Source organism: Candidatus Poriferisocius sp., from assembly GCF_965219775.1.
Classification (GTDB): Bacteria; Actinomycetota; Acidimicrobiia; order Acidimicrobiales; family Bin134; genus Poriferisocius.
In genome coordinates this window covers 2,520,552-2,545,924 of the sequence record NZ_OZ244793.1, presented here as the reverse complement: position 1 = coordinate 2,545,924, position 25,373 = coordinate 2,520,552, and the positions used below count along the sequence as shown (strand labels likewise).

Sequence of the window (25,373 nt, the reverse complement as noted above, 5' to 3'; positions counted from 1 at the left end):
CCGAGCCGATGGCGAATGCCCGAGGGTCGGGTCGTACGCTGAGGCGGTGAGCCGACATCGGGCCCTGGTCACCGCCCCGCTGCGGGGGCCGGGTTTGGACCGACTGGGTGAACTGGCCGACGTGGTGTTCGACCCGTGGATCGACCACCGGCCCATCCGGCTGTACCGGGCCGCCGAGCTGGCTGCCCGGCTGGAAGAGATTTCCGCCGACCTTCTGGTGTGCGAGGCCGACGACTGTCGGGGACCGGTGTTCGAGCAACCGCTGGTGGCGGTGGCGTCCACCCGGGGCGATCCGACCAACGTGGATGTGGCCGCCGCCACCGCGGCGGACATCCCGGTGCTGCACGCGCCGGGCCGCAATGCCGACGCGGTGGCCGAGATGGCGGTGGCGCTGGCACTGGCGGTCAACCGCCACGTGGTGGCGGGCGACCGGGACATGCGGACGGGCCGGGTGTTCGGCGACACCATCCCCTACCAGCGGTACCGGGCGTGGCAGCTCGCGGGCCGCACGGTTGGCCTGGTCGGCCTGGGGGCGGTGGGGCGGGCGGCCCGCTGGCGTTTCGAGGGACTGGGCATGACGACCATGGCCTGCGATCCCTACCAACCGGACGCCGACAGCTCGCTCGAAGAGGTGCTGGCCACCGCCGACGTGGTGTCGATGCACGCCCCGGCCAACGCGGAGACCGCGGGCATGATCGGTGCCGACCAGTTCGCCTCCATGCGACCGGGCGCGATCTACGTCAACACCGCCCGGGCCGCGCTGCACGACACCGAGGCCTTGGTGGCGGCCTTGGAGTCGGGGCATCTGGGGGGCGCGGGCCTGGACCATGTGACCGGGGAAACCCTGCCCGACGACCACCCGCTGACCCGGCTGGACAACGTGGTGTTGACCCCGCACGTGGGGGGCGCCACGTACGACACCGAGGTGAATCAGACCGACATGGTGGTGGAGGACATCGCCCGCGTCCTGGCCGGCCAACGGCCTCACCGCCTGGCCAACCCGGAGGTGTGGCTATGACCGACGAGACCGACGTCCGGACCCAGGTGGTGGCCGCCGCCCAGGCCATGGCCGCCGCCGGGCTGGTGGTGGGCACGGCGGGCAACGTGTCGGGACGAGACGGCGACGGCACCATCTGGTTGACTCCTTCGTCGCTGCCCTACGACCAGGTGACCGAGACCAATCTGGCCGCGGTGGACGAGAACGGGAACCTGGTGCCGGACACCGGGCGGCCGTCTACCGAGAAGGCCATGCACCTGGCCTGCTACCGGGCCTTCCCGGAGGTGGGCGGGGTGGTGCATTGCCACCCGGTGCATGCGTCGATGTTCGCGGTGACCCACCAGCCGATCCCCGCGGTGATCGAGGAGGTCATCGTCTACCTGGGCGGGGACGTGCCGGTGGCCGACTACCGACCGACCGGGTCGGACGAACTGGGGGCGGAAGTGGTACGCCATCTGGCCGAACGGTCGGGGGTGTTGATGGCCAACCACGGGATGCTGTGCGTGGGCCGCTCGCCCGATCACGCCCTGCACGCGGCCATGGTGGCCGAACACACCGCCCGCATCATGTGGGGGGCCCGTCGCCTGGCCGACCCCGTGGACCTCCCGGAGAAGGCCCGCACCGACTTCGCCGCTGCCTACGCCTACCTGCGCCACCAGACCTGGGTCGCGGGTTGACGGGGAGACCGGCCCTGACGGTGGGCCGCCTTCGGTTGGCAGGCCGGCTCAGACGCCGGCCAGTTCCAGGGGGGCGATGTCCTCGAGGCTGATGGGGCGGTCGGCGATGCCGTCGAAGGGACTGCCACCGGAGTAGACCTCTTCGCCGGTCAGCCGGGCCTCGGGATCATCCAGATCCACCGGCCACACGATGCCCATGCGGGACTGGGCCAGGTAGTAGGAGTCGGGATCCTCCACTTCGATGCCCATGGCCACCAGGGTCTGGCCGGGGTAGGCCATGCGCATGACCCCCTCGGTGAACACGGCGTCGTCGTCCACGATGACCCGGTCGCAGTCGAACTCCAGCCGGTGGGCGCCGGTTTGCACGATGGTGCGGTTGTAGAAGCCCCGGATGGCGTCCTTGGAACCGTGGGGACTGGCCACGGGATCATCGGGGTCCGACCAGATGACGTAGCGGGGTTTGTCGCTGAGGGTGGCCACCACCCCCTCGATGTCGGCCTGGGCCTCGCACTTCATGTGGGCCAGCACCAACTCCAGGACGTGCCGCCGCCGGGGGTTGGTCTCGCCCTCGAGCCGCTCGGCCACCAGGCGCCACGTCTTGTTGGGATTCATCTTCGGATTCATGGTCTTGGCCTTCCCCTTTCGCCTTTGCCCCACGATAGGGCGCAGCCGGCGGTCGAACCACAAGCAAGGGAAGTCGGCGGCCGGCGGCCGGACCACGAGCACAGCCCACCTTTGGCCGGGCGATAGTGTCGCCCGCAGATGAGTGATCGGGAGTTCGCCGGGCAGACGGCCATCGTGGGCATCGGCGGCAGCGAATTCGCCCGGCTGTACCGCTCCCCCGATCCCGATCGCACCGGGGAGGCGCTGGCCACCCAGGCCATCGCCGAAGCCGTCGCCGACGCCGGTCTGCAGAAGTCGGACATCGACGGGCTCATCACCGGGGGGCTGGCCCACTACGAGCCGGTGGCCTACCGCACGGGGCTGACCGATGTGCGCTTCGTGGCCGACTACCCCCAGGCCGGCCGGATGTGCTCCACCGCCCTCATGCACGCCGCCACCGCCGTACACCACCGCTTGGCCGACTACGTGGTGCTGTTCAACTCGGTGACCTTCCGCACCGACCGCACCAGCTTCGGCGCCCAGCCGCAGGGCCTGCTGTACGACCCGGTGTACGGGATGGCCTCGCCGGGCGCGCAATACTCCTTGGCTTTCACCCGCTATCAGGCCCAGTACGGCGGTACCGAGGAGCAGCTCGGGGCCATCCCGGTGGCCATTCGCTCCCACGCCCGGATGAACCCGGTGGCCATCATGCAACAGGAGATGACCATCGACGACTACCTGCACGCCCGTTACGTGGCCCAACCGCTCCGCCTGTTCGACTACTGCCTGGTGAACGACGGGGCGGTGGCCTACGTGGTGACCACCGCCGAGCGGGCCCGCGACCTGGCCCATCCCCCGGTGCTCATCGCGGGCACCGCCGGACGGGCCAACTTCCGTCAGTGGTACGTGGACCTGGGCTTTTGGGAGGAAGCCTGTCGCTCGATGAAGTCCGATCTGTTCGACCCGCTGGGGGTGACCACCCACGACATCGACTGCCTGCAGGTGTACGACAACTTCAGCGTGTCCGTGCTGTGGGGCTTGGAGGGATTCGGCTTCGCCCCCCGGGGCCAAGGCCTGGAATGGGTGCAGGACGGGCGCATCGCCCTCGGCGGGGAGCTGCCGGTGAACACCAGCGGGGGGATGCTGAGCGAGGCCTACCTCCAGGGGTGGAATCAACACGCCGAGGCGGTGCGCCAGCTTCGGGGCACCGCCGGGGCACGCCAGGTGGCCGACTGCGACTGGTCGCTGTACTGGTGCCTGTCGGCCCTGCCGGGGGCCACGCTGTTGTGCCGGGACGGTCTGCTGTGAGTGAGCAGGCTGCCTACGCCAAGCCCCTGCCGGTGGTCACCGCCGAGGATCGGGAGTTTTGGGCGGCGGCCCGTCGGCACCAATTCCTGCTGCCCCGGTGTCGGGCTTGTGGCCATGTGTGGTTTCCGCCCTACGCCAGTTGCCCGCGCTGCCTGTCGTTCGACCGAGGTTGGACCGAGGCCTCGGGCCGGGGTTCGGTGTGGGGCTTCACCGTGATGCGCCAGCCCTACATTCCGGCGTTCGAGGCCGACCTGCCCTACAACGTGGTGCTGGTGGAGCTGGAGGAAGGTCCCCTGGTGTATTCCAACCTGGTGGACATCGACAACGCCGACATCGCCTGCGGGCTGGCGGTGGAGGCGGTGTTCGAGGACGTCACCGACGAGATCACTCTCATCAAGTTCCGCCCAGCAGGCCTTTAGGGGAGCGAGTGGGCCGGTTTCCCGTCAGGCCACGAGGCGGACTCGCTGGTGCTTGACCGCACCGATGTGCAGATGACCGTGGCGCTCGGGCTCGTCCACCAGCTCCAGTTGGGGCAACAGCGGTAGCACCGCCTTGAGCATGGCCCGCAGTTCCCAGCGGGCCAGGTTGGCCCCCAAACAGAAATGGACACCGTGGCCGAAGGCCATGTGGTGATTGGGATGGCGGCCCACGTCGAAACGCTCGGGGTGGTCGAACACCGATTCGTCGCGGTTGGCCGACGGGTAGAACACGCCCACGGTGTCGCCCGCTCGGATTTGCTGGCCGTGGAGTTCCACGTCGGCGGTGACGGTGCGGGCGAACTGGATGACCGGCGACGTCCAGCGGAGGATCTCCTCCACGGCGGGCTCGATCAGCGATTCGTCGGCCAACAGCCGGTCGATCTGGTCGCGGTGTCGCAGCAAGGCGGTCAGCCCCGCGGTGGTGGCGTTGCGGGTGGTCTCGTTGCCGGCACCGAGCAGCAGGGTGATGTAGCCGGTGAGCTGCTGCTGGTTGAGCGGGCAGCCGTCCACCTCGCCATGGACCACCGCCCCGGCGAGATCGTCGCGCGGCTCGCCCTGGCAGCCCTCGATGATGGTGCCGATGTAGGCGCTGAACAGCCTGCTCATGCGCAGCTTGAGGTCGTACATGGTCTCGCCCGGTTCGGCCCAGCGCATGTTCTCCTCGTCATTGAACGCCATCTCGGTGAACCGGTGGACCTTCTCCCAGTCGTCGACGGGCAGGCCCATCAGATCGCAGATGGTGGCCAAGGGCAGCTTCACCGCATAGTCGAGCACCAAGTCAGCCTCACCGTCGCGCTCCAGGATGCCCTCGAACTCGGCGGTGAACCGGGCGGCGTAGGCGGCCAGGTGTTCCTCGTGGTCGCGCATGGCTCGGGGGGTGAATCGCCGGGCGGTGAGCAGGCGGAACTTGGTGTGACGGGGACGGTCCATGAACACCATGTCCATGGGTTCCTCCAGATCCCAGCCCAGGTCGGTGAGCCGTTTGGTGCGGCGCTCCCACATGCCCTGGTCGTCCTCGATGGAGGCGAGGCGCAACCGGGGGCCGCCGTTGATGAACAGCTTGTCGTTGGACGAAACCCAGTGAATGTCCTCGTGGCGGGTGATGGCCCAGAACGGTTCGATGCCGGGGCGGTCGTACCAGTACACCGGGGCCTCGGCCCGCAGCCGCTCCCACGCGGCCCACGGGTACCCGCGGTCGCGGTACTGCTCGGTGGAATGGATGTCGATCTCCTCCAGGGAGAGCGACCCGGCAACGTCGGTGATGGTCATGTGCGGCACCCCCTTGCTCCGCCGCCTCCGTATCTTGGCAGAGCAGCACACCGCGGCCCCACCTCGGTGCCGGGCCCGCCTACGGAATGGCCTTGCCGCTGCCCTCCCAGAGCTGGTTGCGGAGGGGTTCGGCCCGCCGCCCGCGATCAAGGTAGGAGGTCGAATGACGGACAGTGCCGGGGTCTGACCACCGAGAAGTGCCTGCGATCCATGGTTGCCACAGTGTGCGCATCGAGGCGCTCGGCGACAGTCACAACCGAAGCGTCGACTGTGCCGAGAGGAAGATCACGGTACTCGTGGACGAGTTCCGCGATGCGCAGCCAGTCGCCGACCGCCACTGGTTCCACCCCCAAGTGGCCCGAAGCAAGATCTCCCAGGAAGCGCACCTCGGCATTGGACCCCAGACGGGTTCCCACCAGGTGGCAGACTTCGGTGACCACCAACGTCGGCACGACGAGAGGGCCGGGATGCGTCAGCAGCAGATCAAGGCTGGCCTTGTGGTGCCGGTCGTCGGCGTCGATGTAGGCGTACAGCGGACCGGCGTCGACAATCAGTGCGATGGTGCAACCTCTCTGGCGAGAATCTCCTCGATTCGCTCGGATATGTCGCGATGGCCGCTGCGCCCCGCGGCCGCTGCACCCAACCTCCTCTGCATCCCCAAGTGCGCCTGTAGCGCTTCCCTGGTCAACTCGGAAATGGTGATGCCTCGCCGCTGAGCCTCATGCCGGAGTCGAGCATCCACCTCGTCGGGAACTTTCACCGTCGTGCGCTTCATGTATGCCAGCATACTTTTCGCAGAGGGTGGCAGCCGCAGAGACTCGGCACGAGGTGTTCGGCACAACCGGGCCCGCCTACGGAATGGCCTTGCCGCTGCCTTCCCAGAGCTGGTTGCGGAGGGGTTCGGGGGCCACCAGCTCGAAGCTCTGGTTGTCGAGGCGGGCAAAGCCGACCAGGGCGTGATCGGGGCGCCACCACAGGGCGTTGGGGCTGACCGAGTTGGGACCGGCCAGGTAGCGGACGTAGCTGGCGGCCAGCATGGACGCCGAATCATCCACGAACTGCTCGTTCAGCTCCACCGGGCACACCATCACGGTGTGGGCCGCGGGCACGGTGACCACCGCTCCCAGGGGGCCGACGTCGGGAATCGTGCGGGCAAAGTCGAGGAGGTGGCCGGAGACGAACAGGGAGTCACCGGTGAGCACCCGATAGTGGCCGTTCGACTTCGTGTCCTCTTCGGCGGCCAGCGGTGCGCCCATCAGCGTGTTGGCCAGCGCACCGGCCATCACCTCGCCGTGGTCCACCCCCCATTCCCTGAAGTAGCTGCGGTCCACCGGGCAGGAGGCCCCGTTCAGGTCCACCGCCAGGCAGGCGAACAGGCCGAGGGGCAGCGGGTCGCGCACCGCGTCGATGTGACACAGGTGCTGATCGCCCACCACCCGGACCCGCAGATCGGGTTGGAGACGCTCGTAGTCCTCCAGCCGTTTGGACAGCAGTTCGGGGGCGAAGTCGTCGAGCCGGGCCACGTGGCCGTAGATGATGATCCGCCACTCCTCGGGCTCGGCCGCACGGCAAGTTTGCGCCAAGTTGGACAGACCCAAGACGCAGTCCATCCTCTCGACGGTCACGGTGCCCTCGTCCTCATCGAGGGTGTGATCGCCGAAGCGGCCCTGTACGACCGCCTCGACGTGGTCCAGGAAGTCCCGGCGTTGTGATTGGGTCCACCACGGGGCCCAGGTAGAGATGACAGGCGGAGCAGCCAAGGCTCCTCCCTTCGGAAGTTTCAAGAAGGGGGAAGCTGAGGCCGACCCTAGCGGGGCCTCCCTGGGGATCGCTTGTGGAAATCTCATTTATTTCCATGTATTTTCACTTTCCAGAGATGGGCGGACTCGAACGGTTGGGCCGGCTAACCTGAGGGCGTGGGCGACAAGGGCAATGGCCACGCAGGCGGCAACGACCATCAGGCCCTGCTGGGCATCATCCGGCGACAGGGGCTGCGGCGGCTGGATGAGCCGGTGGAGCTGGCCTGCGGGGCCATGTCGAACGACTTCATCGACGTCAAGCTGGCGCTCTGCCGCTGGGCCGACCTCCAGGTGGCGTGCCGGGCCATCGTTCGACGGGTGCGTACCGCGGGGATCGACTTCAACGCCGCCGGGGGCATGACCATGGGTGCCGATCCGCTGGCGGTGGGCATCGCGGCGGAGACCGGCGGCCACTGGTTCTCCATCCGCAAGACCCCGAAGAACCGGGGAACCAACCAGCTCATCGAGGGCACGCCCCTCGGGACGGAACACCGGGTGCTGCTCCTGGAGGATGCCACCACCACCGGGGGCTCCTCGCAGAAGGCCTACCGGGCCGTGGGTGACACCGGGGCCGAAGTGGTGGCCGTGGCCACGGTGGTGGACCGGGGTGACACCGCCCGGCAGAGCTACGGGGAGTTGGGCGTGCCCTACTTTCCCCTCCTGACCTACGCCGATCTGGACATCGAGCCGGTCATCCCGCCCGATTGAGGCCGGACGCCCGCTCGCTCAGGCCGAGCGCCCCTCAGGCGGAGCGCAGGGTGGTGGCGGGAAGGCTTTCGAGCCGGTCGAGGAGGCTCTGACCGTCCAGCCGGGTGGGGGTGCCCGCCACCAGGATGTGGTCGATGCCCGAAGGGGCGTCGGCGATCAGGCGCTCGCCGTCGGCGGGCATGTCGTTGACCCGACGGATGGGACCGACGGCCAGGCGGTCCCAGTCCAACACGGTGATGTCGGCCACCGCACCGGGGCGCAGGTATCCCCGATCGGGGGCCAGGCCCAGCATCTCGGCCAGCTCGCCGGTGAGCTTGTGAATGCCGGCTTCCGGGCTCATCACTTGGCGGTCCCGTACCCATCGGGACAGGAAGTCGGTGGGCATCACCGCGTCGCAGATCTGGCCGACGTGGGCCCCGGCGTCGGACAGGCCCATCACCGCCCCCTCGGCCTGCATCAGGGCGGTCACCCCGTCGATCTCGTCGTTGGCGAAAGTGATCTCGAAGCGGGTCAACAGGTGGTCGGCCAAGGCGATGTCGCACATGGCATCCCACGGGGTACAGCCCCGCTCGGCGGCCACCGCCCCCACGGTTCGGCCCTCCAGGTCGGGCTGGTTGGGGGCCTCCACCACGGCCAGCGTGTCCCAGCGGGAGGCCAGCAACCCATTGGCGTCAAGGTCGGCCTGCACCCGGGCCCGCCACCGGGGGTCGGCGTACAGCCGGTGGCGGTCCTCATGGGCCAGGGCCACCAACTCCTTGAAGGCACCCATGGTGTAGAAGGGGGTGGGTTCGATCATGGTGACGTGCTGGGTGATGGGGCGACAGGTGACCTGCACCCACACGTCGGCCCCCGCGGCCCGGGCGGCCAGGTGGTCGGCCAGCTTGGTGCGGTAGTCGGCCCGTGAGGAGGCGGCCGCCGGGTAGGTGAGGATGGACGACCAGTTCAGCCGCCGCCCCAGCTCGGGCTGCAGGTCGTACACCCAGCGGTAGTTCTCCCCCGGCGCCACGTGAACCACACCCCGGCCGATCTCGGCGGTCACCCCGATGAGGGCTTCGGTCTCTTCCTGGGAGGCGGCGATCGACGGCACCGGACGGCCGCCGTCGCCCAGATGGAACCCGGCCCGATCGGTGGAGAACCCCAGCGCACCACCCCGGATGGACTCGGCCACCACCGCCTTCATCTTGTCGATCTCCTCGGGCGTGGCCTCCCGCTCGTAGGCGGCCTGGCCCATCACGTAGAGCCGCACCGCGGTGTGGCCCACGTAGCCGCCGAAGTTCACGGCCAGGCCCCGGCGCTGGATCACCCCCAAATACTGGCCGTAGGTCTCGAAGTCCCAACTCACCCCGGCTTCCAGGGTGGCCACCCGCATGTCCTCCACCTTGTCGAGGGTGCGGATGAGCGAGGCCCGATCGGCCGGTTTGGTGGGGGCGATGCTGTAGCCGCAGCTCCCGGCCACCACCGAGGTCACCCCGTGCCAGCACGAGGGCGACAGCCACGGGTCCCACAGCACCTGGGGGTCGTAGTGGGTGTGGCAGTCGATGAAACCGGGGCACACCAGCCGCCCGGTGGCGTCGATCTCGGTGGGGGCGGCCACGGTGTCGTCCATGGCCACGATCCGGCCATCGGCGATGCCCACGTCGGCTCGCCGGGGCGGACCGCCGGTGCCGTCCACCACGGTGCCGCCCCGGATGGCCAGTTGCACGTCCACGTCATCAATGTAGTGGTGCGCCGACCGGTGGGCGGCGAGCGCCGGTCGGCAAGCAGCGGCGCCGGGGCCGGCACCGGGGCCAGGATCAGTGTCGGGTGAGTCGCAGTTCGTCGCGAACCGCTTCGGGCCCGAGCACCTCGTAGTTCATGGCCTCGAGGATGGTCACCGCTCGGGCCACCAAGTCGGCGTTGGTGGCGAACTGGCCCCGACTGAGGTAGATGTTGTCCTCCAGTCCGACCCGCACATTGCCCCCGGTCATGGCGGCCAAGCCCACATAGGGAAGCTGGCTGCGGCCCAGCGAAAAGGCGGAGAACACCCAGTCGTCGGGCAGGTTGTTGACCATCGCCATGTAGGTGTTGAGGTCGTCGGGCGCCCCCCAGGGAATGCCCATGCACAACTGCACCATGACCGGGTCGTCGATCAGACCGTTGTCCACCAGCCGCTTGGCCAGCCAGAGGTGGCCGGTGTCGAAAATCTCGATCTCGGGGCGCACCCCCAGCTTCTGCACCTGCCGGGCCATTTCCTCCAGCACCGAGGGGCTGTTCACCATGATGTAGTCGCCCTCGCCGAAGTTCATGGTGCCGCAGTCCAGGGTGGTGATCTCCGGCATCAGCTCCTGCACGTGGGCCAACCGCTCGGTGGCACCCGCCATGTCGGTGCCGGCGTCGTCGAGGGGAAGGGGCGCTTCGGCGGAGCCGAGGGTGAGGTCGCCGCCCATGCCCGAGGTCAGGTTGAGCACCACGTCGGTACTCGACGCCCGGATGCGCTCCACCACCTCGGCGTACAGCTCCACCTCTCGGGAGGGCTCGCCGGTGTCGGGGTTGCGGACGTGGATGTGGACGATGGCCGCCCCCGCGTCGGCGGCGCCGATGGCCGAGTCGGCGATCTGCGCGGGGGTGACGGGCACCAGGGGGGATTTGGACGTGGTGTCGCCACTGCCGGTGACGGCGCAGGTGATGAACACTCCTGTCATGGGACACTCGGATTTCTGTGGGACATGGATTGTCCGGGGTGCGGAGTTGTCATGCGGGGACCGGTTCGGCTTCCTTCGCTCGACGATTGAGGATGCGCAGTTTGGAGTACACGTCGTCGCTGTTCACGTAACACCCCCGGAACCAGCGGCGACCGGAGGAGACGTCGAACGGCTCCCGAGCGTGCTGCACCCGCCGATTGTCGAACACCGCCAAGTCGCCCGGGGACAACTTGTAGGTGATCTGAAATCGCGGATCTCGAACCAAGCAGCCCAATGTCCGTACCGCCCGGTAGGCCCGGGGAACGTCCTCGTCGGCCATGTCGGGAAAAGTGCGTACCGGGTAGAAGGTGCGCAGGGTGATGGGCGACCCGGCCACGCCCCAGTCGATGAGCGGCCCTGACCAGCGCCAATCCACTTCGGCGCCCCGCCCGTGATGCACCCAGCACAGCGTGGTGAGTGCCTCGTAAGCGTCGGGGTCGTGCTGTTCCAGGTGCAGGGCCACGGCCAACCCATCGGTCATCTGGCTGGCCCCACCGACACAGGAGTTGTCGAGGCAGTGGAAGAACTGGAAACCCGGTGGCGTCTCCAGTGAGGGGAAGTCACTGTGAGGACCCAGCCCGATGCTCATGTAGGCAGTGGACGTGGGAACGGGCACGGCCTCGATGTCCCACACCGGGCCGAAGTTGGAGTCCCGCAGCACGCCCACTCGGCGGGCCACCCACTCCAGTTCATCAGGATCGACGGCCAGCGAGGTCAGACGGGTCAGGCCGTAGGCCACCAAGTCGTTCAGCCACAACCGGAAGGTCTCGGGATCGGCCAGCACCGTCGGGCCGTGATAGGTGACCGGTTCGGGCAGCGTGGCGGCGTCCCACGGAATCGGAGACGGGAGAAAGCTGGATGGGAGGTGCTGCCCGTCGGCGATGTGGCGGAGCCAACCAGGGTGATAGCGCGACAACACCCCGTCGTGAGCCCAACGCACGCCCATGGCCCCGTCCGCCTCCACCCAGGCGTCGGCCACCCGCCAGTGTTCACCCAAGTCGCACGGTTCGAGCAGGCCCTCTCGGGAGGAGGGTTCCACGTCGCGATGCTCGGCCAGCCACCAGCGAAAGCAGCGGAGTTCGGCCCCGTCGGCCCATCCGGCCACCACGAACTCGCCGTCGAGACGAACACCGCTCAGTGGATGCCACTCATAGCGATAGAAGTCCGGCGTGAGCGGCCCGGCCATCGCCAAGAGCGTACACCAGCAATATGATGAGGGGTATGCCTTCTCGCCAGCTTGATTTCCCGGTTTTCGACGCCGACAACCACATGTACGAGACCACCGAGGCGCTCACCAAGCACCTGCCCGATTCCCACCGGGGGCTGGTGGACTACATCGACCACCGCGGCCGCACCAAGATCCTGGTGCGGGGCAAGATCAGCAACTACATCCCCAACCCGACCTTCCAGCGGGTGGGCTCGCCCGGCGCCCAGGAGGAGTACTTCCGGCACGGCAACCCGGAGGGGAAGTCCCGGCGGGAGATCATGAAGCCCATGGATGCCTTGCCCGCCTTCTTCGACCCCGAGCCCCGGCTGGAGCTGATGGACGAGCTGGGCTTGGACTACGCCATGATGTACCCCACGCTGGCGTCGCTGGTGGAGGAGCGTTTCCGGGACGCTCCCGACGAATGCCACATCGTGATCCACGCCCTCAACCAGTGGATGCTGGAGCACTGGACGTTCAACTACGAGGGGCGAATCTTCCCGGTGCCCATCGTGACCTTGCCCATCGTGGAGCGGGCCATCGAGGAACTGGAGTGGTGCGCGGAGCGGGGGGCCCGTGCGGTGCTCATCCGCCCGGCCCCGCCTCCCGGCCTGCGGGGCCCCCGGTCGTTCGCCCTGCCGGAGTTCGACCCGTTCTGGGAGCGGGTGGTGGAGCTGGACGTGTTGGTGGCCATGCACGCCTCCGACAGCGGCTACACCCGGTTCACCAATGAATGGGAGGGCGTCAGCGGCGAGATGATGGCATTCAACCAGTCGCTGTTCCAGACGTCGGTGATGCACAACCGGGCCATCGAGGACGCGGTCACCTCCTGGGTGGCCCACGGTGCCCTCACCCGTCACCCCAGGTTGCGGGTGGCCATCATCGAGAACGGCAGCTCCTGGGTGCGACCGCTGCTGGCCCACCTGGAAACGTGCTACCAGCGGATGCCCCAGGCCTGGGAGGAGCATCCGGTGGACGTCATCAAGCGCAACATCTGGATCCACCCCTTCCACGAGGACGACCCGGTGGGGCTCATCGGGGTGGTGGGCGTCGACAACGTGGTCTTCGGCTCGGACTATCCCCACGTGGAGGGAATGGCCGACCCGCTCTCGTTCGTGGACCAACTCGACGGCCTGCCCGACGAGCAGGTCCGCAAAGTCATGGGGGCCAACATGGCCAACCTCATGAAGGTGGCCTGAACCAACCCGACAAGGCCCGGCGACAACTCCCTCGCCGCCGATGGGCTTCAGCTCTTGGCACCCAACCGGCGCAACATGGCCTGGTGGGACTGGGCACCGATGGCCACCAAAAGGGAATCCAGTGGGAACGAGCCGATGCCCTGTTCGTCGGAATCGGCCGGAATCACCGGAAGGTCCGGGGCCACCAGATAGCAGCGTCCCCGAAAGCGATGATGCCGATTGATCAGGGCCTGCAGGCCGGCACGGCTGTGGCGGGGAGACGAGGCGATTTCGAAGGCCAGCGATCCCCGTGGATCATCGTAAATCAGATCCACTTCCTTCTTCCCCTCTCGCCAGTGGTACAAGCGAACACCGCTGTGGGCCGCCAGGGAGCGAAGCGAGGTGGCCACCAGGTTCTCCGAGAGCCGCCCCATTTCGTTGGGGTCCTCGAGGAGGGCCACACCCCGTTGCAGAGCGGCATTGCGGACCGCGCCGTCCACGAAATACAGCTTTCGGCCCCGGCGCTGGACCGCGGCCTCGGTGCCCGAGTAGTTGGGGAGCATGAAGATCAGGAACGCGTGCTCCAGGTACTTCAGGTAGCGCTCAACGGTCGGGATGGCCATGTCCAGGTCGCTGGCGATGTTCTGGGGGGAAAGTTGGCCGGCGGGCTGATCGGCCACCACATACAGGAGCCGCTCCAGCATCATTGGATTGTCCACACCGAACGACTGGGGGATGTCCTTGTAGAGCGTGCGTTCCACGGCGTCGGATCGCAACACCTGCTGTGAGAGCAACACCAGATCGACGTCGGAGTACTGGTAGCCGTCGTCGGTGCGATTCGCGGCCGAACGGAGCAGCTCCGGGAATCCTCCCGTCATCAGGAGCCGCCGACGGCCCTCCGGGAACACACCGGCATTGTCCGGAATTGAAGACACGGCTTGCATGGCCTCACCCAGCGTCTCGCCGGCCACGTTCTCCCACTCGAGCACCGGCGAACCGGCCATCAGGTCCAAGAACTCGGGAAGCGAATAGGGCGTCAGGTGCTGTTCCTCCCACCGACCGATCCCACTCTCCAGCCGCCGACGGCGGAGGGCGGCCGTGGCACTGGAGGTGGCGGCAATCTGAACCGGCCACTGCTCGTCGTAGAAGGTCTTGAGCCAGCCGTCCCAATCCTGGGCATACACCAGTTCGTCGAGCATCAGGTACACCGGGCGGGCTGTCGAGGCACCGCTGGAATCCACCGCCAGGCGCACCAGATCGCCCAACTCCTCGCGCAGCAACACCGGATGGTCCAACCGCATCCACCAAATCCGCGAGGAGTCCACGCCAGCGGCCAGCAGACGGGCCACCGTTTGGTACAGCACGGTGGTCTTGCCGACGCGGCGGGGTCCCAGGATGAGTTGGTAGCGGTGAGGCTCGTCCGCCAGGAGTCTTTGCCACAGGTGGCGAGCCAGCGGCCGCTCCACCGGAGGAGCCAACGCACCGGGCACGCGACCCTGGCTCCGCCACAGGTTCTGCTCCTGAAGAACCAGTTGGAGATCCTTGGACCTTGACTCGGGCATAAGCAAGCCTCTTCCTTCCTTGTGAGGCTTATTGTATATCTCTAACCCTCACTGGGTGAGGGTTATTGGCCAAATAACAAACACCTGGGCCGGGGTGGGTGGCTTATGGGGGGTCAGGGGGTGAGGGCGTCGCGGAGGAGGGGGAGGGGGTCGAGGTCGGCGAGGGCGGCTTCGGCTCGGGCCAGGAAGGCGGCGGCGAAGCGGCGGCGGCCCTCGGAGGCGTCGTCGGGGAAGGTGACCACCTGGCAACTGGCGGGCACGGTGTAGGCGGCGTGGATGCGGTGGGCCAGCCAGGCGTCGTCGTAGGAAATGGGTTGGGCGCCGTGGGTGGTCCGGGCGTCGAGATAGCGCCCGATGAGATCCCGGTCGCAACGGCGGCGGTCGGCGGGATCGAGCGACATGTTGAGGAAGTAGCTCACGTCGCGCATGGGGGCGCCCACGTTGACCAGGCCCCAGTCCAAGAATCCCGGCCCGCCGGATTCAGTGACGAACAGGTTCCCGATGTGGCCGTCACCCTGAAGAAGGGTGGCCGGGCCCCCGATCTCGCCCGGCACCCACAGCCGGTGCAGCGCGGTGGTGTGGTGGATGTACAGCTCGGATATCTCGGCGAAGGCGTCGGAGAGCTTGTCGCGGTGGTGGTCCAGCCCGTACCGGAGGAGTCGGGCGCCGTAGTCGCTGCCGCCCCGGTTGGCCGGGGGCACCCAGTCGGCCTCGGCCGCCCGGCGGTCGGCGCTCTCGTAGCGGGCGTGGAGTTCCCCGAAGTGGTCCATGGCGGTGGCGGCGTAGTCCACCGAGACGCCGGCGATGGGGTCGGGCAGGGATTTGGCCGAGTTTTCGAGGTCTTCCAGCAGCAGCACGAAGGCCCCGGTGTCGTCGTCGAAGGCGGCCACGTAGGGGGTGAGGGTCTCCATGGGCACCCGGTGGGCCAGCCGTTGGTAGAACAGGGCTTCCCGGCGACCCATGCCCGTTTGGTTGATCTGGGCCCGGCGGTCGGGATCCAGCGGGGGCAGCTTGGCGAACATGGTGGCGGGCAGGCCGGGGTCGCCGTGGTAGGTCAGGCCCAGCCGGGCGTTGGCGTTGGTGCCGGCGTGGACGGCCAGCACCTCCACCGCAGTGACCACCGCACCGGGGTGTCGTTGCGAGAGTTGCTCGTTGAGCCAGTCGGGGGTGATGGCCTCGGGATGGCTGGGCAGGCTCACCGGGCTGGGCCGGGCCCGTTGGCCGACCCCGATTCGACCGGCGTCCAACCACCGGGGGCCAAGCCGAGGCTGCGCTCCAGGTGGCGGTGCATGTTGATGATGCGGCACTCCTCCCCCGACAGCCACACGTGGGTGAAGCCGGGTTGGCGCAGTCCGGCCTGCATGGTGGCGATGACGCTGAAGTCCTGGTTGAGCACGAACCCGAAGTCGGCCTGGTCCATGGGCACGGTGACGTGGACCGGGGTGGTGGGCGGGGCATCCGCCGACGGCATCCGGCGGAGGTGGATGGTGGCCAGCTCGCCTTCGTCGGGGTGGGCGCCGGGACGGGCAGTGAGCACGGTGAACAGCTCGGCGCTGATCAGCACCGTGGTGTTGGGGAACAGGTTGTACTGATTGAGGTGGGTGATCTGGGCGGTGTCGTAGCCCGAGAGATCCACCCCTTGGGTGGCCTGGTGGTCGCGAATCTTCTGGGCGATCACGTCCTGGAGGGTTTGGCCGTCGGGTACCGCCGGGGCGGGGCCGGGCTCGGTGTGGTCCGGGCCCATGCGTCCCCCCTGGGTGACGACAAAGGAGTCCCACACGGTTTGGTCGTCCACGTTGCGGCCCAGGCGGGGGCTCGCCACGCCGTAGGGCTGGTAGGACGCACTGTGGCGGTCCCAGATGCGCTGGGGGGAGTTGACGTCGTCGATGCTGCCCAGCATCTCCCGGTGCAGGCCCTGCACGTGGTAGGTCTCGGAGAAGCCCTCGTTGACCACCTTCCAGTTGCAGTTCACCGGGGTCACCGTGGAGTAGGTGCCCCGGAACTCCTCCAGGTTGGCCCAGGCGATGTCGTCGGGGATGCCCTCCAGCCAATCGGCCAGCGGTTCGGCATGGACGTCGAGGTTGACGAACACCAGCCGGGCCCAGGAGTCCACCCGGACGGGGATCAAGGGCAGATCGTCGTTGCTGATCGGGCCGAAGCCCCGCCGGGAGGGGATTTCCCGCAGCTTGCCGGTGAGATCCCAGGCCCAGCGGTGGTAGGGACAGCGCAGCTCTCGGGCCTCGGTGCCTGAGCCCAGGGCGATGGGGTTGCCCCGATGGCGGCACACGTTCTGGAAGCCCCGCAGCACTCCGTCGTCGCCCCGAACCAGCAGCACCGAGTAGGGGCCGAGGCGGTGCTCGAACCAGTCGCCGGGGTTGGCCACGTGATCCACGGTGCAGGCCACGTGCCACACCTTGGGCCACAGCCGCTCGTATTCCAGTTGGGCGAACTCCGGGGAGGTGTAGCGCTCCACGGGGATCTTCACCGGGGCCTCGGCGGCCAATCCCGAGGCGGTGACCGCGGTGCCCAGAATCTCGGCCTCGTCCGGCGCAGCGACATCAACCATGGCGACCATCGTGGCACACCGTGCCGGTGAGCGGGGTCAGGCTACGAGCGCGCCTCGGTGATGAAGACGGCCTCCGCGGTGGCACACACGGTGTCGCCTGAGCGGAGTTCGCCGGTGGCGATGTGCTTTCGACCCTCGGTGTGGGAGTAGCGGGCGGTGACCTCCAGCGGTGTGTGCAGGGGGGTGCCGGCCTTGTAGCGGACGTTGATGCCGGCGGTGAGGCCGGTGGCCCCGGCCCGGGTGGCGGCGGTGCCGAGGGCCTCGTCCAAGATGGCGGCCACGATCCCGCCGTGGGCCCGATGGGGCGGGCCGGAGTGGGCCTCGGTGAGGGTGACGGTGGCCCGCATCTCCACCGGGCGGGGCTCGGCGTCGGCCGGTGGTGGGGGCACCGGGTCGAAGATCAGGCGGGGAGCGTGGGGATTGAGCAGGCCCGAACCGGCCTGGGTGAGGTTGTAGATGGTGCCGTGGTGGTCGCGGGCCACCACGATGTGAGGTTGGCGAACGGCGGCCCGCAGGCGGGTGACGATGTCGGCCAGGGTGGCGGCGATGTCGGCCCGGGTCTCGGGGGAGGCGTCGTTGGCGGCCACTGCGGCCACCAGGTCGCGGGTGCGCTCTACCAACTCGTAGGCCTCGGGGCCGAAATCGTCGGGGTGGGGCAGATCACCGAGCAACTCGGCCAGCCGGTACGCCGACGCCGTCTCGGGGTGCTCAGCCATCGCCTGGATTACGCAAGGTCGGCCAGCCGGTACGCCGACGCCATCTCGGGGTGCTCAGCCATCGCCTGGATTACGCAAGGTCGGCCACGGGGATGTCGAATCGGTCGATGTAGCGGGCGAAGCGGGCCCGGACCTCGGCCTGGGTGAGCCCCAGGTCTTCGAACTCGTAGCGGTGGGCACCGTGCTTGCCAGGGGGGGTGGCCGCCACCCGGTCCACCATGGCCGCCTCCGCCTCCGGGGTCAGTTCCATGCCGAGCTGGCTGTACACCGAGCGGGCGGCACCCACCCCGTCGGTGCTGACCAACCGGTGGGACACCTGAGCGGTGCGGTCGGACGGGAGCCGGCCGGCGTCGATCAGGTCGATGAGGTTGTCGAAGCTGCGGGCGTACAGCTCCAGGTGGTAGCGGCCGATGGCGGCAAAGTCCACCCGGTCGGAGTGGGCCCAGCGCATGGTGGCGATGAGGCTGGTCACCGAGGGCAAGATGGCGGTGGGGTCGCGGTGGGTGATCACGAAGCGGGCGTCGTCGTACACCTCGAGCAGGGCGGCCGTGCCCTGCAGATGGGCCGGCGACTTGAGCACCCAGCGGCGGCCGGGCATCCGCCGCTGCAGCACCTGCAACACCCGGCGGTGGGTGTGGTAGGCGGGGCGCAGGTCGGCGGTTTCCAGCCAGGCCTGATAGGTGGGCACGTCGGTACGGCTCACCATCTCCTCGGAGCGGAACTCCAGCGACATGGCCGACAGGCACTCCTTGTACATCCGCCCGGAGTACTCGTGGATGGCCAACAGCCCGCTGGCCACCGTCTGGGGCATCACCAGCTCGGCCCCGGCCAGGGCGATGCGGGGGTCGGTGGCCCGGATGTCGGGGTCGGGGTGGGGTGGGGGAACGGGGCGCAACAGCTCCCAACCCTCGGGGGCCCGGTGGGCGGGATCGACGGCCAGGACGCCGTGCATCACCGTGGTACCGGTGCGGGGGGCGCCGATGACGAAGATGGGTGCCTCGATGGGCTCTTCTCCGGTTCCGGGATCGGCGGCCAGGTGGTCCGTCAGGTGGATGCGGACCTCCAGGAGACGCAGGATCATGCGGCGCGACATCCACCGCCCCATCAGGGTGAGGTCGGCCTCCTGCTCCAGCCCGTGGCAGAACAGCGCCAGCGGCTCGACGAAGGCGTCGTCGCCCAGGGCGGCGCGGTCATCGGCTGCCCGACCCTGGCGGACCAGGGCTTCGGCCATGAGCACGTCCGGGTCGAAGGGGCGACGGGCCTCTTCGACCACCGGTCCGGCGTCGCCCCGGTTGACGGCGACCACCCAATCGGGGCGGGGATCAGGCGACCAGCTCATGGTGGCTGCTCGGAGAGCCGGGGTGGCGGCGCCCGGCTGCTCCAGGATCAGAAGACCAATTCACATCGCCTGCTTCGAGGCCGTTGCCAGGTAGGCACTGGCGACAAGAGTACGCTCAGGCGATGCTGCATGGGCGGGTCGTGATCGTCACCGGTGCTTCGAAGGGAATCGGCCGGGGGATCGCCGAGTATCTGGTGGACCAGGGGGCCAAGGTGACGGTCACCAGCCGCAAGCCCGAGCGGATCGAGGCCACCGCGGCGGAGCTGCGGGCCCGAGGCGGTGAGGTGGAGGCGGTGGCCGGATCGGTGGGGAGCCGGGACCACGCCGTCGAGGTGGTGCAGCGCACGGTGGACCGGTGGGGCACGGTGGACGGTTTGGTGGCCAACGCCCAGTCGTTTCGTCCGACCATGCCGCTGCTGGCGGTCAACGAGTCGGACATGGACCTGTTGTTCGACACGGGACCCAAGGGCACGTTGTGGTTGATGCAGGAGGTGCATCCCCACATGGCGGCCCAGGGCCGGGGCCGGATCATCACCTTCGGGACCACCATGGGGCTGACCGGCGGCCCGGGCTACGGCCCCTACGGTGCGGCCAAGGAGGCCATCCGCTCGCTGACCCGAACGGCGGCTCGGGAATGGGGCCGCGACGGCATCACCGTGAACTGCGTGAACCCGGCCTCGGTGGCCCACCGGGCTCCGCCCGACGACGACCCCGACCGGCAGGCGGCCTACCAGGCCCTGTTCGACAACCACCCCTTGGGGCGCGACGGCGACCCGGTGGCCGACATCGCCCCGGTGATCGGGTTCTTGTTGTCCGATGCCAGCCAGTACGTCACCGGGGAGACCTTCCAGGTGGACGGCGGCGGCCTCATGCGTCCCTGACGAGTGCTCGGCCCGCGGGGGCTCCCGCGGGCCGTTGCCTCGGGGCACGGCAACCCAGAGGGCCGGCTACGTGCGGAAGCGGTGGCGGAGGTGGGCTTGGCGGGCGGCCAACTCGGCGGACCGCTCGGCGGGGGTGACCATGGGATGGTCGTCGGGCAGGGAGGAGGCCACCTCGTCCAGGGCCACCACCTCGGTGGTGGGGGCCATGGCCCTCTCCCCGGTGGGCCAGAACCAGCGCAGCGTACACAGCCCGGTTTGGCGACCGGTGGTGTCCAGCCAGTTGGCCACACCGGGGTCGGCCGCGCTGACCACGTAGCGCACTGTGCCGTCGGCGGACACTTGGGTTTGGGTCTGGTTGCGACTGGAGATGCACCCGTAGAAGTCGACCAGCTCGAAGGTGCCCATCATGTAGAGCTGGACCCCCCAGTAGCGGGCTTCAGGTACGTCGGCGGTCACGATCAAGGCCTGGTCGGGGGCCAGATCCCAGAAGCAGAACTCGTAGCGGGCCATCGACAGCCCCTTGGACACCTCCAGGGTGCGGTTGGTGTAAGTGTTGTCGGTCCGTTCGGCCCGGTTCACCACCATGTAGGCGTTCCACCGCTCGATCGAATCGGTCATTTGCATCCCGGCCCGGCTCACGCGCTCTGCGAAGGTGGCGCCGTCGAGCACCGGGGCGGGCTCGGGGTCGAGGCACTCGATGGTCACGAAGGCGGGCTCATCGGCGGTCCACTCGAAGTAGTACTCCCGAATGGAGGCCGACAACACCCCGTCGGGGATGGCCACCGCGCCGGGATCGTTGCCCCCCAGGAGGATCTCGAAGTCGTCGTGACGGCTGAGCCCGAGTTCGGAGGCCGTCACCGTGGCCTTGGTACCCCAGACGTCGTTGTGCATGAACCCGGCCCGCAGGGCCAGGATGAAATCGTCGCAGCCGTGCATGTTGCCGTGGATCCGGTAGCGGCGGCCGGGCTCGATGCGGGCGTGGCGGTACACGTTGTCGGCGTTGGGACCGCCCCACTGGGTGATGAGGTCGTTCTGGCGGCTGAACATCGGGCGGGTGGGGTCGGCGTGGAGCACCTCCCAGGCGCCGAACGCCACCACGTTGTCGACCAGGTGTTCCAGCATCTCCAGCCCGCCACCGTCGTGGGCGGGGTAGGGCGGGGCCACCACGTCGCCCCCCAATCGCTTGAGCAGCTCGCACCACTGTTCCCAGGCGGCCAGGGCCACCTCGATGTCGGGGTCGGGCCGGCTCATGGCGACAGACTCCCGAGAAACGCTTCCACTTCGGCCAGAAAGCCGGGGGTGTTCTGGCCGTGGACGTTGTGGCTGCAATCGGGCACGGTCACCAGGGTGCCATTGGGCAAGGCGTCGGCAAACCGTTCGGCGGCGTCGGCGGTGAGCACCCAGGAGTCGGCCCCCCGCACGAGCAGCACCGGCTGGGTGATGCGACCGGCGTCGGCCAGGCTGAATCGGTCGCCCGCCCGTCGGTGCTCGGCACCGGAGGCCAGCCGGGGGCCGTGGTCCACCTTGGAGATGAAGGTGCCGTCCACCCGCTGGAGCAGGTTGTACTTCACGGTGCGCTCGATGTGCTCCCGGCTGCGGTAGGGGTCGTACTTCTGCACGGCGGCCACGAAGTCGTCGAGGTCCTGAAACTCCCGGTTCTCGGTAACGAACGTGCGGATCACCTGGGTGCCCACCTCGGAAATCTCCGGGCCGATGTCCACCAGCACGATGGCGGAGGCCAATTCGGGGTGATCGAGGGTGAGCCGCATGGTGTTCATGCCTCCCATGGAGTGGCCCATGACCACCGGGTCGGTCACCCCCAGGGCGGCGCAGAAGGCGGCGGCGTCGGCAGCCATGGCCCCCGAGGAGTAGTCGGCGTCTCGGGCCCATTCGCTGTCGCCGTGGCCGCGCTGGTCGAGGGCCAGCACGTGGTAGCGGTCGGCCAAAGCCAGGCTCACCAGATCCCAGGAGTGGGCCGACTGGTTGCCACCGTGCAGCAGCAGCACGGTGGGGACATCGGGGTGGCCCCATTCCAGGAAGTGAAACCGCTGGTGGCGGGCGACGATGTTGCGGGAGACGTAGGCGATATCGTCGCCGTGGGCGATGCCCAGGTCGGCGGCGCTGGCACACAGGCTCTCGAACTCGGCGGTGGCCGTCATGTCCAACGGCTCGGCGGTGGCGGCGAACTCGTTCAGGTGCATCAGCGTCGGGCTTCCCGTAGGTCGGCAAAGAAGTAGGTGGCCAGCTCGTTGAGCACGTCGGCTCGTTCCCATTGCAGGAAGTGGCCGCATTCCGGGATCACCACCGGCCCCACCCGGTTGGCGAAGGCGATCTCGCAGCGCTTGGGGAAGTCCTTGGGCACCACCTGATCGTCGGGGCCGTAGAGGATCAGGGTGGGGGCCTGCACCGGGGTGCCCAACATCGGGGGCTCGCTCATGGGCCGGCCGTACTCCAGTTGGTACACCGACCAGCCGGCGGCCAGCCGCTCTATGTCGGCGAACGGCTCGGTCATGAAGTCGATGTCGTGGTCGTCGAAGGAATGGGGGGAGGCCCACAACCGGTGCTCGTAGCAGTCCCGCACGTAGCGGCGACGGCGTTCTGGGGTGTCCAGGTCGGCCCGGAGTTGGTCGGGGTCGCGGCCCTGGCGGACCCGGTAGTCGCCGGTGGGGCCGTGGGGCAGGGGGTTCAGCGGCAGGCCCCGCTCGGTGTACCAGTCCACGTGGTCGACCATGAAGGGGGCCACGGTGTTGAAGAAGACCATCCGGTCGACGAACTCCGGCCACCGGTTGGCCATGTCCGCGATGACCACCCCGCCCACGTCGCCCCCGAGCAGGCCCACCCGCTGGTGGCCGAGCACGTCGTGGACCAGGGTGTGGATGTCCCGGGAGTACAGAACCAGGTCGTAGCGGTCGTCGGGCGACAGGTCGGAGTCGCCGTAGCCCCGCAGGTCGGGCACGATCACCTCGTAACCGGCGTCGGCCAACGGTTGGATGTTGCGCCACCAAATGCGCTTGGTCTCGGGATAGCCGTGGACCAGTACCAAGGGGTAGCCGCCCACGCCCTCCCGGATGTAGGCCAACGAGAGGTCGCCGTCCACCAGAGCCCGATGCACGGCAAAAGCGTCCGGGGGCGGCGTGGGTGGCTGTTCAGGCCGAATGGAAGACACGGCCCGCCAGCCTAGTGCCGCAACCCCAACCCCCAACCAACGTCGAAAGCGCGCCCGCCATGGTTAAGTAGGAGCGGGCGGGGAGGGTGGCGGAAGTCTTCCTTGGGCCTGGTGCTTGGTGGGGTGCTAGGAAATGGTGGCCGAGTACGAGCGAACGGAGCGTCGACATGGAGTTTGGACTCTTCATCCAGGGGTACGTACCCCAGCACCGCCGGGACGCCGATCCCGATGCCGAGCACACCGCCTTCATGGAGGAACTGGAGTTGGTGAAGGCCGCCGACCGGGCCGGTTTCAAGTACGTGTGGCTGCCCGAGCACCACTTCCTCGACGAGTACTCCCACATGTCGGCCAACGATGCCATCGCCGGCTATCTGGCCTGCGCCACCGAGCGCATCCACATCGGGTCGGGCATCTTCAATCCCCTTCCCCAGGTGAACCACCCGGTCAAGGTGGCGGAACGGGTGGCCATGCTCGACCACCTCTCGGGGGGCCGCTTCGAGTTCGGTACCGGCCGGGGAGCAGGCAGCCACGAGATTCTGGGATTCCTGCATCGGGACGGCATCAACGACACCTCACAGACCAAGGAGATCTGGGAGGACGTGATCGGCGAGTTCGCCAAGATGTGGACCCAGGACACCTACGAGGGCTACGAGGGCAAGTTCTGGTCGCTGCCGCCCCGCAAAGTGCTGCCCAAGCCGTGGGGCAAGGGGCATCCGGCCATGTGGTACGCCGCGGGCAACACCACCAGCTACGCCATGGCCGCCCGCAAGGGGCTGGGGGTGCTGGGGTTCTCGGTGGGCTCCATCGAGGAGCTGGCCCCGGTGCTGGACGCCTACAAGAAGGACATCGTGAACGCCGAGCCGGTGGGGGCCTACGTGAACGACAACATCATGGTGACCTCCGGGGCGTTCGTGGCCGAGACCACCCAGGGGGCCATCGATCACGCCCTGCGGTCGTCGATGACCTACCTGCAGTCCAACGTGTTCCGCTACCACGACACCTTCCCCCGGCCCGACTGGGTGCCCCCGTGGCCCCAGACCATTCCCATGCCGTCGGCCGAGGAACTCTGGTCCGGCGTGGGCCAACCGGGCTCGGTGATGGGCGATCCCGACCAGGCGCTGAAGGGTTGCCAGGACTGGGCCGACGCCGGGGCCGACCAGTTGGTGTTCGGCATGGGCTCCAGCGAGCGGGCCGACGACCTCAAGACCATCGAGCTGTTGGGCGAGTACGTGATCCCCAAGATCGACACCGATCCCGTCCACCGCACCACCCGCCTGCGCCAGGCCGCCTAGTCGGGCTGCGTGCATCATGGCTGAGGACCTCGCTGGTCATCCCCACGCGGCCGTCACCGTCGACGACGGCATCGTCACCGTCACCCTGGATCGTCCCGACAAGCTGAACGCCATCAGCCACGACATGACCGCCGTGCTGTGGGATGCCGTGCTGGCGCTGGGCGACCGTGACGATCTGCGCTGTCTGGTGATCACCGCCAAGGGCCGCTATTTCACCGCCGGTCAGGATATCTCCAGCCCGGCCGGGAACCGGCCCGGCGACCCCGAGACCAAGCACCAGCACCCGGGGTGGAACTTCCGCCGGGACTACCGCAGCCACCACCTGCTGTACGACGAGATGGAAGCGGTGGAAAAGCCGGTGATCATGGCCATCCAGGGTCGGTGTCTGGGCGCCGGGGTGGAGATGGCCGGATCGGTGGACTTCCGGTTCTGCACGCCCGAGGCCACGTTCGCGTTGCCCGAGGTGAAGCTGGGGGGCATCGCCGGCAGCGGGGGCACCAGCAGGCTCACCCGGTTGGTGGGGCCGAGTTGGGCCAAGTGGATGGCCATGGCCACCATGGAGATCGACGCGATCCAGGCCAACAGCATCGGCCTGGTCCACCAGGTGTACCCGGCCGAGTCGCTGATGGACGAGGTGTACGCCTTTTGCCGCCACCTCATGTCGCTGCCCACCGAGGCGTTGGGACTGGCCAAGATGGCGGTGGACGTCCACGCCGACGTGACCGACCGCAACATCCAGCGCCAGTTCGACCGGATGTCGGTGTACTCCACCCTGGCCGCCTTCGAACAGTCCATGGAACGCTTCGGCCGCCAACCCGACAGCTAGCGAGGCAAATCGAACTCTTGACGAGGGCAGCGCCAGTCCGGGGATTCTGAATAAAGTACACTGATTGTAGCCGTACCGGGGGG

The 25,373-nt window shown here is 68.4% G+C and carries 25 protein-coding genes; 9 read left to right on the top strand and 16 right to left on the bottom strand.

Features of this window, described 5'->3' with window-relative positions; all coding sequences use genetic code 11:
• Nucleotides 1–46: 46 nt before the first annotated feature.
• On the top strand, nucleotides 47–1,018 hold the full coding sequence (locus ACOQPQ_RS11500) for an NAD(P)-dependent oxidoreductase (RefSeq protein ID WP_420639569.1): 972 nt from the start codon (nucleotides 47–49) through the stop codon (nucleotides 1,016–1,018).
• On the top strand, nucleotides 1,015–1,674 hold the full coding sequence (locus ACOQPQ_RS11495; protein ID WP_420639568.1) for a class II aldolase/adducin family protein: 660 nt from the start codon (nucleotides 1,015–1,017) through the stop codon (nucleotides 1,672–1,674). The genes ACOQPQ_RS11500 and ACOQPQ_RS11495 overlap by 4 nt, the downstream gene beginning before the upstream one ends.
• Before the next feature lie 48 nt (nucleotides 1,675–1,722).
• Here ACOQPQ_RS11495 and ACOQPQ_RS11490 read toward each other — a convergent pair whose 3' ends face one another.
• The gene (locus ACOQPQ_RS11490; RefSeq protein WP_420639567.1) at nucleotides 1,723–2,298 is read right to left on the bottom strand and encodes a nuclear transport factor 2 family protein; all 576 of its coding nucleotides are present in this window, start codon (nucleotides 2,296–2,298) and stop codon (nucleotides 1,723–1,725) included.
• Nucleotides 2,299–2,436: 138 nt separating this feature from the next.
• On the opposite strand from ACOQPQ_RS11490, the gene ACOQPQ_RS11485 reads away from it, so the two are divergent.
• Nucleotides 2,437–3,585, top strand: a complete 1,149-nt coding sequence (locus ACOQPQ_RS11485; protein ID WP_420639566.1) for a thiolase C-terminal domain-containing protein — start codon at nucleotides 2,437–2,439, stop codon at nucleotides 3,583–3,585.
• A complete protein-coding gene (locus tag ACOQPQ_RS11480) occupies nucleotides 3,582–4,004 on the top strand; it encodes a Zn-ribbon domain-containing OB-fold protein (protein ID WP_420639565.1) in 423 nt (140 codons plus the stop codon). The genes ACOQPQ_RS11485 and ACOQPQ_RS11480 overlap by 4 nt, the downstream gene beginning before the upstream one ends.
• Before the next feature lie 24 nt (nucleotides 4,005–4,028).
• Here ACOQPQ_RS11480 and ACOQPQ_RS11475 read toward each other — a convergent pair whose 3' ends face one another.
• The 4 genes from ACOQPQ_RS11475 to ACOQPQ_RS11460 form a co-directional block, all read right to left on the bottom strand.
• A complete protein-coding gene (locus tag ACOQPQ_RS11475; protein WP_420639564.1) occupies nucleotides 4,029–5,333 on the bottom strand; it encodes a cytochrome P450 in 1,305 nt (434 codons plus the stop codon).
• Nucleotides 5,334–5,479: 146 nt separating this feature from the next.
• Nucleotides 5,480–5,854, bottom strand: a complete 375-nt coding sequence (locus ACOQPQ_RS11470; protein ID WP_420640401.1) for a type II toxin-antitoxin system VapC family toxin — start codon at nucleotides 5,852–5,854, stop codon at nucleotides 5,480–5,482.
• 29 nt (nucleotides 5,855–5,883) lie between these two features.
• Entirely contained in the window at nucleotides 5,884–6,108 is a 225-nt protein-coding gene (locus ACOQPQ_RS11465) for a CopG family transcriptional regulator (protein ID WP_420639563.1), read from the bottom strand.
• Nucleotides 6,109–6,184: 76 nt separating this feature from the next.
• Nucleotides 6,185–6,958, bottom strand: a complete 774-nt coding sequence (locus ACOQPQ_RS11460) for a hypothetical protein (protein WP_420639562.1) — start codon at nucleotides 6,956–6,958, stop codon at nucleotides 6,185–6,187.
• Between the two features lie 291 nt (nucleotides 6,959–7,249).
• Between ACOQPQ_RS11460 and ACOQPQ_RS11455 the strand changes: the two genes are divergently transcribed.
• The gene (locus tag ACOQPQ_RS11455) at nucleotides 7,250–7,840 is read left to right on the top strand and encodes an orotate phosphoribosyltransferase (RefSeq protein WP_420639561.1); all 591 of its coding nucleotides are present in this window, start codon (nucleotides 7,250–7,252) and stop codon (nucleotides 7,838–7,840) included.
• Between the two features lie 34 nt (nucleotides 7,841–7,874).
• On the opposite strand, the gene ACOQPQ_RS11450 is transcribed toward ACOQPQ_RS11455, so the two are convergent.
• From ACOQPQ_RS11450 to ACOQPQ_RS11440, 3 genes are all read right to left on the bottom strand, one after another.
• Nucleotides 7,875–9,548 (bottom strand): N-acyl-D-amino-acid deacylase family protein, encoded by a 1,674-nt coding sequence (locus ACOQPQ_RS11450; RefSeq protein WP_420639560.1) that lies wholly within the window; start codon nucleotides 9,546–9,548, stop codon nucleotides 7,875–7,877.
• An 85-nt stretch (nucleotides 9,549–9,633) separates the two neighbouring features.
• Nucleotides 9,634–10,521 (bottom strand): 3-keto-5-aminohexanoate cleavage protein, encoded by an 888-nt coding sequence (locus ACOQPQ_RS11445; protein ID WP_420639559.1) that lies wholly within the window; start codon nucleotides 10,519–10,521, stop codon nucleotides 9,634–9,636.
• 49 nt (nucleotides 10,522–10,570) lie between these two features.
• Nucleotides 10,571–11,746 carry a TauD/TfdA family dioxygenase gene (locus tag ACOQPQ_RS11440; protein ID WP_420639558.1) on the bottom strand — a complete coding sequence of 392 codons (1,176 nt, stop codon included), beginning with the start codon at nucleotides 11,744–11,746 and terminating at the stop codon, nucleotides 10,571–10,573.
• 35 nt (nucleotides 11,747–11,781) lie between these two features.
• Here ACOQPQ_RS11440 and ACOQPQ_RS11435 point away from each other — a divergent pair, with 35 nt between their 5' ends.
• Entirely contained in the window at nucleotides 11,782–12,963 is a 1,182-nt protein-coding gene (locus ACOQPQ_RS11435; protein WP_420639557.1) for an amidohydrolase family protein, read from the top strand.
• A 47-nt stretch (nucleotides 12,964–13,010) separates the two neighbouring features.
• Here the strand turns inward: ACOQPQ_RS11435 and ACOQPQ_RS11430 are convergent, their stop codons facing one another.
• The 5 genes from ACOQPQ_RS11430 to ACOQPQ_RS11410 all read right to left on the bottom strand — a co-directional run bounded on the left by ACOQPQ_RS11430 (nucleotide 13,011) and on the right by ACOQPQ_RS11410 (nucleotide 19,125).
• On the bottom strand, nucleotides 13,011–14,504 hold the full coding sequence (locus ACOQPQ_RS11430) for an ATP-binding protein (RefSeq protein ID WP_420639556.1): 1,494 nt from the start codon (nucleotides 14,502–14,504) through the stop codon (nucleotides 13,011–13,013).
• Between the two features lie 113 nt (nucleotides 14,505–14,617).
• Nucleotides 14,618–15,703: a phosphotransferase gene (locus tag ACOQPQ_RS11425; RefSeq protein WP_420639555.1), complete on the bottom strand. Its 1,086-nt coding sequence runs from the start codon at nucleotides 15,701–15,703 to the stop codon at nucleotides 14,618–14,620.
• A complete protein-coding gene (locus tag ACOQPQ_RS11420; RefSeq protein WP_420639554.1) occupies nucleotides 15,700–17,070 on the bottom strand; it encodes an aromatic ring-hydroxylating oxygenase subunit alpha in 1,371 nt (456 codons plus the stop codon). The genes ACOQPQ_RS11425 and ACOQPQ_RS11420 overlap by 4 nt, the downstream gene beginning before the upstream one ends.
• Nucleotides 17,071–17,111: 41 nt before the next feature.
• Nucleotides 17,112–17,786, bottom strand: coding sequence for a PaaI family thioesterase (locus ACOQPQ_RS11415; RefSeq protein ID WP_420639553.1), 675 nt, complete (start codon nucleotides 17,784–17,786; stop codon nucleotides 17,112–17,114).
• Between the two features lie 70 nt (nucleotides 17,787–17,856).
• A complete protein-coding gene (locus ACOQPQ_RS11410) occupies nucleotides 17,857–19,125 on the bottom strand; it encodes a sulfotransferase family protein (protein WP_420639552.1) in 1,269 nt (422 codons plus the stop codon).
• A 122-nt stretch (nucleotides 19,126–19,247) separates the two neighbouring features.
• On the opposite strand from ACOQPQ_RS11410, the gene ACOQPQ_RS11405 reads away from it, so the two are divergent.
• Entirely contained in the window at nucleotides 19,248–20,006 is a 759-nt protein-coding gene (locus tag ACOQPQ_RS11405) for an SDR family NAD(P)-dependent oxidoreductase (RefSeq protein WP_420639551.1), read from the top strand.
• 66 nt (nucleotides 20,007–20,072) lie between these two features.
• On the opposite strand, the gene ACOQPQ_RS11400 is transcribed toward ACOQPQ_RS11405, so the two are convergent.
• The 3 genes from ACOQPQ_RS11400 to ACOQPQ_RS11390 are packed head-to-tail and all read right to left on the bottom strand — an operon-like array spanning nucleotide 20,073 to nucleotide 23,172.
• Nucleotides 20,073–21,257 (bottom strand): DUF1214 domain-containing protein, encoded by a 1,185-nt coding sequence (locus ACOQPQ_RS11400; RefSeq protein WP_420639550.1) that lies wholly within the window; start codon nucleotides 21,255–21,257, stop codon nucleotides 20,073–20,075.
• Nucleotides 21,254–22,207 carry an alpha/beta fold hydrolase gene (locus tag ACOQPQ_RS11395; RefSeq protein WP_420639549.1) on the bottom strand — a complete coding sequence of 318 codons (954 nt, stop codon included), beginning with the start codon at nucleotides 22,205–22,207 and terminating at the stop codon, nucleotides 21,254–21,256. Before ACOQPQ_RS11395 ends, ACOQPQ_RS11400 begins: the two co-directional genes overlap by 4 nt.
• Nucleotides 22,207–23,172 (bottom strand): alpha/beta fold hydrolase, encoded by a 966-nt coding sequence (locus tag ACOQPQ_RS11390; protein ID WP_420639548.1) that lies wholly within the window; start codon nucleotides 23,170–23,172, stop codon nucleotides 22,207–22,209. The genes ACOQPQ_RS11395 and ACOQPQ_RS11390 overlap by 1 nt, the downstream gene beginning before the upstream one ends.
• 167 nt (nucleotides 23,173–23,339) lie before the next feature.
• On the opposite strand from ACOQPQ_RS11390, the gene ACOQPQ_RS11385 reads away from it, so the two are divergent.
• Nucleotides 23,340–24,464 (top strand): LLM class flavin-dependent oxidoreductase, encoded by a 1,125-nt coding sequence (locus tag ACOQPQ_RS11385; RefSeq protein ID WP_420639547.1) that lies wholly within the window; start codon nucleotides 23,340–23,342, stop codon nucleotides 24,462–24,464.
• Nucleotides 24,465–24,480: 16 nt separating this feature from the next.
• The gene (locus tag ACOQPQ_RS11380) at nucleotides 24,481–25,290 is read left to right on the top strand and encodes an enoyl-CoA hydratase/isomerase family protein (protein WP_420639546.1); all 810 of its coding nucleotides are present in this window, start codon (nucleotides 24,481–24,483) and stop codon (nucleotides 25,288–25,290) included.
• Nucleotides 25,291–25,373 lie beyond the last annotated feature (83 nt).

Coding starts and splice junctions, on each gene's coding strand:
- ACOQPQ_RS11495 (WP_420639568.1), top strand. CDS start 1,015: ATGACCGACGAGACCGACGTCCGGACCCAGGTGGTGGCCGCCGCCCAG.
- ACOQPQ_RS11490 (WP_420639567.1), bottom strand. CDS start 2,298: ATGAATCCGAAGATGAATCCCAACAAGACGTGGCGCCTGGTGGCCGAG.
- ACOQPQ_RS11485 (WP_420639566.1), top strand. CDS start 2,437: ATGAGTGATCGGGAGTTCGCCGGGCAGACGGCCATCGTGGGCATCGGC.
- ACOQPQ_RS11475 (WP_420639564.1), bottom strand. CDS start 5,333: ATGACCATCACCGACGTTGCCGGGTCGCTCTCCCTGGAGGAGATCGAC.
- ACOQPQ_RS11465 (WP_420639563.1), bottom strand. CDS start 6,108: ATGAAGCGCACGACGGTGAAAGTTCCCGACGAGGTGGATGCTCGACTC.
- ACOQPQ_RS11445 (WP_420639559.1), bottom strand. CDS start 10,521: ATGACAGGAGTGTTCATCACCTGCGCCGTCACCGGCAGTGGCGACACC.
- ACOQPQ_RS11440 (WP_420639558.1), bottom strand. CDS start 11,746: ATGGCCGGGCCGCTCACGCCGGACTTCTATCGCTATGAGTGGCATCCA.
- ACOQPQ_RS11435 (WP_420639557.1), top strand. CDS start 11,782: ATGCCTTCTCGCCAGCTTGATTTCCCGGTTTTCGACGCCGACAACCAC.
- ACOQPQ_RS11430 (WP_420639556.1), bottom strand. CDS start 14,504: ATGCCCGAGTCAAGGTCCAAGGATCTCCAACTGGTTCTTCAGGAGCAG.
- ACOQPQ_RS11420 (WP_420639554.1), bottom strand. CDS start 17,070: ATGGTTGATGTCGCTGCGCCGGACGAGGCCGAGATTCTGGGCACCGCG.
- ACOQPQ_RS11415 (WP_420639553.1), bottom strand. CDS start 17,786: ATGGCTGAGCACCCCGAGACGGCGTCGGCGTACCGGCTGGCCGAGTTG.
- ACOQPQ_RS11410 (WP_420639552.1), bottom strand. CDS start 19,125: ATGAGCTGGTCGCCTGATCCCCGCCCCGATTGGGTGGTCGCCGTCAAC.
- ACOQPQ_RS11405 (WP_420639551.1), top strand. CDS start 19,248: ATGCTGCATGGGCGGGTCGTGATCGTCACCGGTGCTTCGAAGGGAATC.
- ACOQPQ_RS11400 (WP_420639550.1), bottom strand. CDS start 21,257: ATGAGCCGGCCCGACCCCGACATCGAGGTGGCCCTGGCCGCCTGGGAA.
- ACOQPQ_RS11395 (WP_420639549.1), bottom strand. CDS start 22,207: ATGCACCTGAACGAGTTCGCCGCCACCGCCGAGCCGTTGGACATGACG.
- ACOQPQ_RS11385 (WP_420639547.1), top strand. CDS start 23,340: ATGGAGTTTGGACTCTTCATCCAGGGGTACGTACCCCAGCACCGCCGG.
- ACOQPQ_RS11380 (WP_420639546.1), top strand. CDS start 24,481: ATGGCTGAGGACCTCGCTGGTCATCCCCACGCGGCCGTCACCGTCGAC.